We start from the raw sequence: 8570 nt of genomic DNA on the forward strand, positions 1-8570 counted from the left end.
CGGCAAGAGGAAGCGTGCGGTGGTGGCGGCGTGGGACGGTGAGTGCGCCATCATGCTCCCATGCTAGGAACGACGCCGGTCGTGCGATCCCCTTCATTCACGCAGTCCCGACGCTTCCGTCCTATCCAAGAAAGGCATCTTCGCAATGAGCTTCGCCGCCGGCGCCGACATCAGCCTGCTCATTCGGAAGCTGGAAACGATCATCACGATCTCGGATGCGGAGCGTCATGCCATCGAGCGTCTGCCGGTGATGCGTCGCCAGCTCGGCGCACACCAGGATATCGTGCGCGACGGCGATCAACCCACGCAATGCTGCCTCCTGATCGAGGGCTGGGCCTTCCGCTACAAGCTGCTGGACGAGGGCAAGCGCCAGATCCTCTCCGTGCACATCCCCGGCGACATTCCGGACCTGCAGAGTCTCCATCTGCCGGTCATGGATCACAACCTGAGCTCCCTGACCGCGTGCACGCTCGCCTTCATTCCGCATGACGCGTTGCTCGATCTCACCCGCAACCACCCCGGCGTCACCGCAGCCCTATGGCGCGACACACTGGTGGATGCCGCGATCTTCCGAGAGTGGATGACCAATATCGGCCGGCGCTCGACGCTCGGCCGGATCACCCACCTGTTCTGTGAACTCTACCTGAAGCTGGAGGCCATGGGTCTCGCTCGGGACCATAGCTGCGAGATGGCTCTGACCCAGAGCGATATCGCCGACGCGATCGGGGTGTCGAACGTCCACGTGAACCGCGTCCTGCAGGAGTTGCGCGGTCAGGGCTTACTCACCCTTCAGGGACAGCGCCTCGTCATTCACGATTGGAACGAGCTGACGAAGCGTGCGGAATTCGATCCGGCCTACCTGCATCAGGAGCGGCGGCCCAGCCCATGATTCTGAGCCTCCAGCCCATCCGGATCCGTACGGAGAGCAACGACGGTGAGGGGCGCCTGGTGCTGGCCGAGGGTGTCCTCGTCGCCATCCTCGTCCGGCTCTCGGCCGATCATGGCGCTGCGGCGGGATACTGGTTCCTGGAGGCGGGGTTCGGCAGCCTGGCTTATCCCAGACCACCGGCGTTTCTCGATCTGACGACAGCACTCGACTGGATCACGCAGCGTTGCGATCAGCGCCCCTGAGGGTACTCGCGCGATGACGTCCGGGCACGCCAGCCAAGGGCGAGGAGCGCGGCCCCTCCGACCAGCGCCGCACCGGCAACGCTGAGCGGCCGGGCCGAGGGAACGCCCTTGCGGGCGCGCCAACCGCCGCTTGCCCGGGGCGTATCGCCGAGCGGCGCACGGAGGGCCCCGTGCGTGCGCGGCGCCGGATTCGCCCGATCGAGGGCGCTGTGGATCGCGATGCCCATGAGATGTTCGGTCGGCCCGGGGGCCAGGGCGTAGGCGACCTGCGCCGCACGGGCCGGCCAGCCCACCGCGACCTCGTCGTGCGGGTGGCGGGCGAGGTGCACGAAGGTCTCGGCCACGTCTTCGGGGGCGTAGACCAGGGGGCCGGTGTCGATGGTCCGGCCGGAGACGTTGGCGCCGTGATCCAGGCCGGGGGTGTCGACCATGGCGGGAAACACCGAGCAGACGTGGATATCGCGATGGCGGCGCAGCTCCTGGCGCAGGCTGGCGGTGAAGCCGCGCAGGCCGAACTTGCTGGCCGTGTAGGCGGCGGCGAACGGCGCCGGAGCCCAGCCGCCGAGCGAGATGTTGGTGATCAGAGTCCCCCGACCCTGGCGCAGAAAGTGAGGCAGCGCCGCATAGGCGCCGTACATGCCGCCCAGCAGGTTCACCGCGATGGTGCGGTGGTGCAGGTCGAGGGGCGCGTCCTGGTAGGGGCCGAACACTCCGGTGCCCGCATTGTTGATCCAAACGTCGATCCGCCCGTAGGCGTGGTAGGCGGCGCTCGCCAGGGCCTCGACGGCGGACGCGTCGGTGACGTCGGTCGGGACGGCCAGAGCCTCGCCCCCGAGCTTGCGGCAGTCGCGGGCGAGATCGGCGAGCGCCTCGGCCCGGCGGGCGGCCAGCACCACCCGGGAGCCCCGTTCGGCGAAGGCGAAAGCGGCCGCGCGCCCGATGCCGCTCGATGCTCCGGTGATCACCACCACGCTGTTCCGCAGGTCCCGCATGCCTTGGAATTCCCCTTCCCGGAGGCGCCGCGCGCCGCCTTGCGTGCTCGGCCAACCGGACCCGCGGGGGCGCTGTTCCGAAGCGCGGGAGCCTGACGCTCAGGGCAGCCAGAGCCGGTGGCCGTCGGGGTCCTGAAGGCGGCGCGGACCGGCGACCGAGGCTTCACCGGCGAAGACCAGGACCGTGGCGGCGATGTCGTGGTCGCCGCAGATGTGACCGGCACGGGGAAATAGCCCTGCATAGTCAAGGAGTTCGACATGTGGCGTCGGGGCGCCGGGCGGGCGCAGGCCGGTCACCGCCACGCGCGGGTCGGGTACGCCGTCGAGGCGCGCCTGCTCGGGACCGACATTGGTGGAGCGCGACGCCACCGAGAAGCCGAGGCCCTCGTAGAAGGCGAGGCTGGCGGCGGAATCCGCCACTGAGATCGCCGAATGGTCGATGCCGAGGCAGGGATCGAGTCCGCCGCCGCGCCAGGTCTCCGGCTCATGTCCGGCGGGAAACGCAAGCAATTCAAGGGGATGCCCCTCGGGATCGCGGAACTTGAAGGCAGTCACGCCACCCGAGGCCGCCGGCAGGCGCTCCGGTCCCGCCGTGGAGATCGGGCGCCAGCCCGGGGTCGCCGACAGGCGCGCGAAGGCGGCCGCCATGTCCGAGACCACGATGGCGATGTGCTGAAACAGCGGGCTCCAGCCCGGCACGTCGTCGGGATAGGGACGGCCCTGCCGGTCGAATCCGACGAGGTCGAGGGCCTGGGCACCGAGGCTGAGGGACACCCCATGCGTGCCAAAAGTGGTTCGCTGGTCGACCGAAGGTCGTGTCGAGGTCGTGCGCGAAAACCCGAGTGCGGCCGTGAAATACCGCGCCAGTATTTCAGGGTCGGCGCTGACCAGGCGAATCCGCTCGAGGCGCAGCGGTCCGGCTCCGAGGCCCGGCGTCCCGCCCGCCGTCATGGGGTCTGAACCCCACGCCGGTTGAGGAAGATGGCATACAGGGTGTGCGAGCCGCCGATGAACAGGCGGTTCTTCATCCGGCCGCCGAAGGTCAGGTTCGAGACCCGGTGCGGCACGAAGATCTTGCCCATCAGGTTGCCGGAGGGATCGATGCAGTGGACCCCGTCGGCGGCGCTGCTCCAGACGTTGCCGTCCTCGTCGACCCGCATCCCGTCGCAGTAGCCGGGCGCGACGGTGTGGAAGACCTCGCCACCCGAGAGCGCGAAGTCGGGGCCGACGTCGAAGGCGCGGATGTATTGGCGCGGGTTGGGCCGGGTCTGGTCGCCGGTCTCGGCCACGTAGAGCCGGCGCTCGTCGGGCGAGAAGGCCAGCCCGTTCGGCCCGTCGAAATCACGGGCCATGGCGCGGATGGTGCCCGAAGCCGGGTCGAGGCGATACAGCGCCGGGGGCTGCTCGGAGATTTGGCGCCCACCCTCGTAGTCGTTCGAGATGCCGTAGACCGGGTCGGTGAACCAGATCGCCCCGTCCGAGGCCACCACCACGTCGTTGGGGGCGTTGAGCCGGCGCCCGGCATGGTGGGTGACCAGCGTGGTGACGGTGCCGTCCTGTTCGGTGCGATACAGGCAGCGGCCGCGATGCGCGCAGGCGATCAGGCGGCCCTGCCGGTCGCGGGTCTGGCCGTTGGCGTAGTCCGAGGGCGCCCGATAGACCGAGAGCCCCTCCGCCTCGCTCCACCGCATGGTGCGGTTGCGCGGCAGATCCTGGAACAGCAGGCAGTCGGCGTCGCCGAACCAGACCGGCCCCTCGATCCAGCGGAAGCCGCTGGCGATCTCCTCCAGTTCGGCATTGCCCAGCATGTACCCGGCAAAGCGCGGATCGACGACCTCGAACCCCCGGTTCTGGAGCCTGGACGCCATGGAGCTACCGGAACCGGCACGGGGTGGCGAGGGTCGGCGGCGCATCGAACTGCACCACCATCAGCACGGCGGGCGCGTCGCCGACCGTACCGGAGAGGTGCCCCTGGCGCCCGTCCACCGCCTTCGTATTCTGGTCCTCTCCGAAGGAGATCTCGCCGGGACCCATCTCGACCCGGGTCCCGTCCATGGATTCGACGAACCAGCGACCCGAGAGCGGGATGATCCATTGCGGCTTCGGGTTCTCGTGCCAGGCGCCGGTCCACCCCACCGGCTGCACCGTGACCATCACGGTGGCGCCGTCATGGGTCTTGGTGCCCTGCCATTGCGGGTCGGCCGGCGGCTGCATCGACTTCATGTCGAAATCGGTCAGCGCGCAGCGGGTCTGGTGGCTGACGCCCTCGGCGTCGGTCCACAGGTGCCAGTAGGGAACGCGGGGCTTCTCCGGCGTCGTCTCGTCGCTCATGGGTTGGTCCTGACGGTCTCGGGGACAGAGGCGGTGCGGTAGGGCTGCGACGAGGCGAGCGGATCGGCGAGAAAGAGCCGCACCGTGTCGGCCCCGGTGCCGAAGGTGATGAGGAGAAATCCGCCCGCGAGGGCGAAGTTCTTGAGGAAGTCCCAGAACAGGCCCCGGCCCTTGCTGTCGCCGCCGGCCCAGAAGTCGCCGGGGCGCCAGAACTGCTTCCACAGCAGCGCCGTGACGCCGCAATAGCCGGCGAGCACGAAGGCGGCGGCCCGATCGGCGATGCCGGTGAGGATGCCGAGCGACATCACCACCTCGACGAACAGCCCCGCGAGGATGAGCGCGCGGGCGAGCCCGGTGCGGGCGACGCGCTCGCGGGCCTGACCCACCGCGCCCCGAAAATTCAGGATCTTGTCCAGCGCGCTGAAGGGCAGGAACAGCAGGACCAGGAGAAGCCGGACCGCGAAGGCGATGCCGATGCTGAGAGCGACCAAGATTCGGTCCTGACCTGAAAGGAGCGACGCGCCGGGATGAGACGGCTCGGCGGAACGTGATGCTATCGGCGGTTGAACGCGGCACTCGCGCGGGGGTTCAAACGTTCGAAGTCTCGGATGCTGCATCGCGGCATCCGGAACCGACCTACCCGAGACACCGGACCCCGAAGGCCCCCCGTGGAAACCCCCGTGGAAACCCCCATGACTCAGGACCATTACGACGTCGTCATCGTGGGCTCGGGGCCGGGCGGCGGCACCATGGCCTGGCGCCTCGCCCAGACCGGCAAGCGCGTGCTGCTGCTGGAGCGCGGCGGCTATCTTCCGCGCGAGCGCGAGAACTGGGACAGCCAGGCGGTGTTCGTGGATGCGCGCTATCAGGCCCCGGAGAGCTGGTACGGCGCCGATGGCCGGGAATTCCACCCGGGCCTGCACTACTATGTCGGCGGCAACAGCAAGGTCTACGGCTCGGTGCTGCTGCGCCTGCGAAGCCAAGACTTCGACGTGGTGCGCCACCCCGACGGCGATGCGCCCGAATGGCCGGTGAAGTACGACACCTTCGCGCCCTATTATCAGGCGGCCGAGGAACTCTATCACGTCCACGGCCTGCGCGGCGAAGACCCGACCGAGCCCCCGGCCGACAAACCCTATGCCTACCCGCCGGTCTCCCACGAGCCGCGGATCCAGGCGCTGTTCGACGGACTGAAGCGCGAGGGCCACCGGCCCTTCCACCTGCCGGTGGGCGTGCTGCTCGACGAGCGCGACGGCCAGGCCCTGCCGCATTCGGCCTGCATCCGCTGCGACGCCTTCGACGGCTATCCCTGCCTGACCAACGGCAAGGCCGATGCGCAGATCATCTGCGTCGACCCGGCGCTGGCCCGGCACCCCAATCTCACCCTCTGGACCGGCGCCTACGTGGAGCGCCTCCTCACCAGCCCGAGCGGGCGCCAGATCACTGGCGTCGAGCTGGTGCGCGAGGGGCGGAGCCGGACGGTCTCGGGCGACATCGTGGTGGTGGCCTGCGGCGCCCTGTCCTCGGCCCTGCTGATGCTGCGCTCGGCCAACGACGCCCACCCGCAGGGGCTCGCCAACGCCTCGGGCCAGGTCGGGCGCAACTACATGCGCCACAACAACGCCACCGTGCTGGCGGTCTCGCGCACCCCGAACCCGACGAAGTTCCAGAAGACCCTCGGGCTCAACGACTTCTACTTCGGCTCGGACGACTGGGACTTTCCGCTGGGCCACATCCAGATGGTCGGCAAGTCCGACGGCACCCAGATCCACGGCGAGGGCCTGCCGGGCTTCCTGCAATGGTTTCCCGAAAAGCCGTTCGACTGGATCGCCAAGCATTCCCTCGATTTCTGGCTGACCTCGGAGGATCTGCCGCGGCCGGAGAACCGGATCTTCTACGACGGCGGCCGCGTCCGCCTCGATCTCACCGAGAGCAACATGGAGGGGCATCGACGGCTGAAGCAGAAGCTGCGCGACCTCTGCGGCAAGCTCGACGTGCATCCGCACCTGTTCGACCGCTCGCTCTACCTCGGCAAGGACACGCCGATCGGCGGCACGGCGCATCAGGCCGGGACGCTGCGCTTCGGCACGGACCCGGCGACCTCGGTGCTCGACCTCGAATGCCGGGCGCACGGCATCGACAATCTCTACGTCACCGATGCGAGCTTCTTCCCCTCGATCGGCGCCGTGAACCCGACCCTGACCATCATCGCCAACGCCCTGCGGGTCGGCGACACCATCGCGGGCCGGCTGTGACCAGCCTGACGGCGCGCCTCGCCGCCCTGGCGATCCGCCTCACCGGGCGGCGGCGCCACCTTGCCCGCGACGACCTCGACCCGGAACGGGCCATCGCCGAGCGGCCCCACCCCGCCCGGCCGAGCCGCGCCCTGCGCCGGCGCCTCGCGGTGACCTGGGGCCTGCGCGACCGTCGCGAGGTCTACACCCTGGCGCCGCGCCCGCGCGCCGGCCGGGAGGCCCGCGCGGGCGGGGTGATCTACCTGCACGGGGGCGCCTATACGAGCCCGATCACCCGCATCCACTGGCGCTTCATCGCCCGCATGGTGGAAGCGACGGGCCTGACCGTCACCGTACCGCTCTATCCGTTGACGCCGGAGCACGCCTGCGCCGACATCACCGCCTTCACGCTGGCGCTCTACCGGGACATGCGGGATGCCGCGCCGATCGCCCTGATGGGCGATTCCGCCGGGGGCGGACTCGCCCTGTCCGTGGCGATGCAGGCCCGCGATGCCGGGCTGCCCCTGCCCCGGGGCCTCGTCCTGATCTCGCCCTGGCTCGACGTCTCCACATCGAGGCCCGCGCAGGCCCGGATCGAACCCGATGACGTGATGCTGATGCGCCCGGGCGTCCGGACCCTCGGGCGCTGGTACGCGGGCGCGTGGGACAGGACGGACCCGCGGGTCAGCCCCCTCTTCGGCACCCTGCGGGACCTGCCGCCGATCGAACTGTTCTGCGGCAGCCACGACATCCTCGTCGCCGATGCCCGCCGCCTCGCCGCCCGCGCCCGAGCGGAGGAAGCCCCCCTCGCCTACCACGAGGAACCCGGCCTGATGCACGTCTACCCCCTGCTCGGCCTGCCGGAATCGCGCCGGGCCGAAGTGCGGATCCGGACGTTTCTCGCGGAGCGGATGGGGCGGGGGTGAAGAGGCGAGCGCGGGTGGCCCTTCGCGCTCCGGAGGCGCCGTGGAGGCCCGCTTCGGATCGAGGGCGGGCGTCAGGCCGGACGCTGTGCGTCGGTAATGGGTGGTGAGCGGCCCTTGGACTTTCGGTCAGAACCGGACATTCCGCCTCCAGCCCTTTCCAGGCGTTGGCGTAATGCCGCGTTAACGGCGCATTGCTACCTCGTCGATCATGCCACGCTTTGCGTTCGGATTCTCGGTCTGGTTTTCTGGTGCGAGCCTATTACTTTACGTAGCGCTCGTAGTCATTGATCGTTTTGGGGATGGCACTCGGTACGGTCGCATCGTTTATTATGAAAACTGGTACTTCACGATACCGGGTACTCTTCTATTTTCTTTTGGAATCCACATCATGTTGCATGCCCGATTGTAAGGGCGGCAAAGCCTGATGCTCTCACGCGGCGTGTCCGAGAGAATTTTGCCGGGTTGTTCCTGGGCTTGGTCCTCACTTATTACTTCGGCTCAGCGGCGTTATCGCAGTTCGAACATGCAGCCGTGCTGCGCGAGGGGCAGGTTGTTGGCGCGCGTGTGAAGTCCAGGCGTAGTTTTCGGGGTGTTATCGTTGCGACGATCGAATACGACAGCATGGCCAAGGGACGTGAAATTGCTCGTCTTGCCGATGTTTCACTGGGCGATTTGAATCAGAGGCCGAAGCTCGGGGAGCAAATCGGCGTTCGCGTTCGACCGGGTCCATGCGCGATGCCGGTTAGCCGTACCGCCATTCAGTGGTCGTGGATCTTCACTGGCTTTTCGCTTCTGACGGTGGCCATCATGCTTGGATCAGCAGTGAACTTAGAGCGTTTTCCACGATCCCTGAGTCGTTGCGGCGAGGTGAGCGTTGATCCCTGAAGGTTCGTCAGGGAGATCGCCATGGCCCGTGCCTACAGTCACGATCTGCGCATTCGCGTCCTGGACGCAGT

10 protein-coding genes are annotated in these 8570 nt (G+C 68.4%); 5 read left to right on the forward strand and 5 right to left on the reverse strand.

Going from position 1 to position 8570, the window contains the following annotated elements; all coding sequences use genetic code 11:
- Positions 1 to 145: 145 nt before the first annotated feature.
- Positions 146 to 889 (forward strand): Crp/Fnr family transcriptional regulator, encoded by a 744-nt coding sequence (locus J7U37_RS22450; protein ID WP_247637152.1) that lies wholly within the window; start codon positions 146 to 148, stop codon positions 887 to 889.
- Positions 886 to 1131, forward strand: a complete 246-nt coding sequence (locus tag J7U37_RS22455; protein WP_056184691.1) for a hypothetical protein — start codon at positions 886 to 888, stop codon at positions 1129 to 1131. Before J7U37_RS22450 ends, J7U37_RS22455 begins: the two co-directional genes overlap by 4 nt.
- On the opposite strand, the gene J7U37_RS22460 is transcribed toward J7U37_RS22455, so the two are convergent.
- The 5 genes from J7U37_RS22460 to J7U37_RS22480 form a co-directional block, all read right to left on the reverse strand.
- Complete coding sequence (locus J7U37_RS22460; RefSeq protein WP_247637153.1) at positions 1119 to 2123, reverse strand: SDR family oxidoreductase; 1005 nt, start codon at positions 2121 to 2123, stop codon at positions 1119 to 1121. The two genes, J7U37_RS22455 and J7U37_RS22460, sit on opposite strands and share 13 nt — an antisense overlap.
- A 99-nt stretch (positions 2124 to 2222) precedes the next feature.
- Positions 2223 to 3074: a VOC family protein gene (locus J7U37_RS22465; RefSeq protein ID WP_247637154.1), complete on the reverse strand. Its 852-nt coding sequence runs from the start codon at positions 3072 to 3074 to the stop codon at positions 2223 to 2225.
- Positions 3071 to 3991: an SMP-30/gluconolactonase/LRE family protein gene (locus tag J7U37_RS22470; RefSeq protein WP_247637155.1), complete on the reverse strand. Its 921-nt coding sequence runs from the start codon at positions 3989 to 3991 to the stop codon at positions 3071 to 3073. The genes J7U37_RS22465 and J7U37_RS22470 overlap by 4 nt, the downstream gene beginning before the upstream one ends.
- Positions 3992 to 3995: 4 nt before the next feature.
- Complete coding sequence (locus J7U37_RS22475; RefSeq protein ID WP_056184698.1) at positions 3996 to 4454, reverse strand: hypothetical protein; 459 nt, start codon at positions 4452 to 4454, stop codon at positions 3996 to 3998.
- On the reverse strand, positions 4451 to 4945 hold the full coding sequence (locus J7U37_RS22480; protein WP_056184701.1) for a DoxX family membrane protein: 495 nt from the start codon (positions 4943 to 4945) through the stop codon (positions 4451 to 4453). The genes J7U37_RS22475 and J7U37_RS22480 overlap by 4 nt, the downstream gene beginning before the upstream one ends.
- A 201-nt stretch (positions 4946 to 5146) precedes the next feature.
- Here J7U37_RS22480 and J7U37_RS22485 point away from each other — a divergent pair, with 201 nt between their 5' ends.
- The 3 genes from J7U37_RS22485 (at position 5147) to J7U37_RS22495 (ending at position 8499) form a co-directional block, all read left to right on the forward strand.
- Positions 5147 to 6709, forward strand: coding sequence for a GMC family oxidoreductase (locus J7U37_RS22485; RefSeq protein ID WP_247637156.1), 1563 nt, complete (start codon positions 5147 to 5149; stop codon positions 6707 to 6709).
- Positions 6706 to 7614, forward strand: a complete 909-nt coding sequence (locus tag J7U37_RS22490; RefSeq protein ID WP_247637157.1) for an alpha/beta hydrolase — start codon at positions 6706 to 6708, stop codon at positions 7612 to 7614. The genes J7U37_RS22485 and J7U37_RS22490 overlap by 4 nt, the downstream gene beginning before the upstream one ends.
- A 462-nt stretch (positions 7615 to 8076) precedes the next feature.
- Positions 8077 to 8499 (forward strand): hypothetical protein, encoded by a 423-nt coding sequence (locus J7U37_RS22495; protein ID WP_247637158.1) that lies wholly within the window; start codon positions 8077 to 8079, stop codon positions 8497 to 8499.
- Positions 8500 to 8570 lie beyond the last annotated feature (71 nt).

The sequence above is a fragment of the Methylobacterium sp. 37f genome, from assembly GCF_023093475.1.
Taxonomy (GTDB): Bacteria; Pseudomonadota; Alphaproteobacteria; order Rhizobiales; family Beijerinckiaceae; genus Methylobacterium.

What these genes read in the sequence shown, in the direction of transcription:
- J7U37_RS22460 (WP_247637153.1), bottom strand. Translation starts at nt 2,123, where the DNA reads ATGCGGGACCTGCGGAACAGCGTGGTGGTGATCACCGGAGCATCGAGC.
- J7U37_RS22465 (WP_247637154.1), bottom strand. Translation starts at nt 3,074, where the DNA reads ATGACGGCGGGCGGGACGCCGGGCCTCGGAGCCGGACCGCTGCGCCTC.
- J7U37_RS22475 (WP_056184698.1), bottom strand. Translation starts at nt 4,454, where the DNA reads ATGAGCGACGAGACGACGCCGGAGAAGCCCCGCGTTCCCTACTGGCAC.
- J7U37_RS22455 (WP_056184691.1), top strand. Translation starts at nt 886, where the DNA reads ATGATTCTGAGCCTCCAGCCCATCCGGATCCGTACGGAGAGCAACGAC.
- J7U37_RS22470 (WP_247637155.1), bottom strand. Translation starts at nt 3,991, where the DNA reads ATGGCGTCCAGGCTCCAGAACCGGGGGTTCGAGGTCGTCGATCCGCGC.
- J7U37_RS22485 (WP_247637156.1), top strand. Translation starts at nt 5,147, where the DNA reads ATGACTCAGGACCATTACGACGTCGTCATCGTGGGCTCGGGGCCGGGC.
- J7U37_RS22450 (WP_247637152.1), top strand. Translation starts at nt 146, where the DNA reads ATGAGCTTCGCCGCCGGCGCCGACATCAGCCTGCTCATTCGGAAGCTG.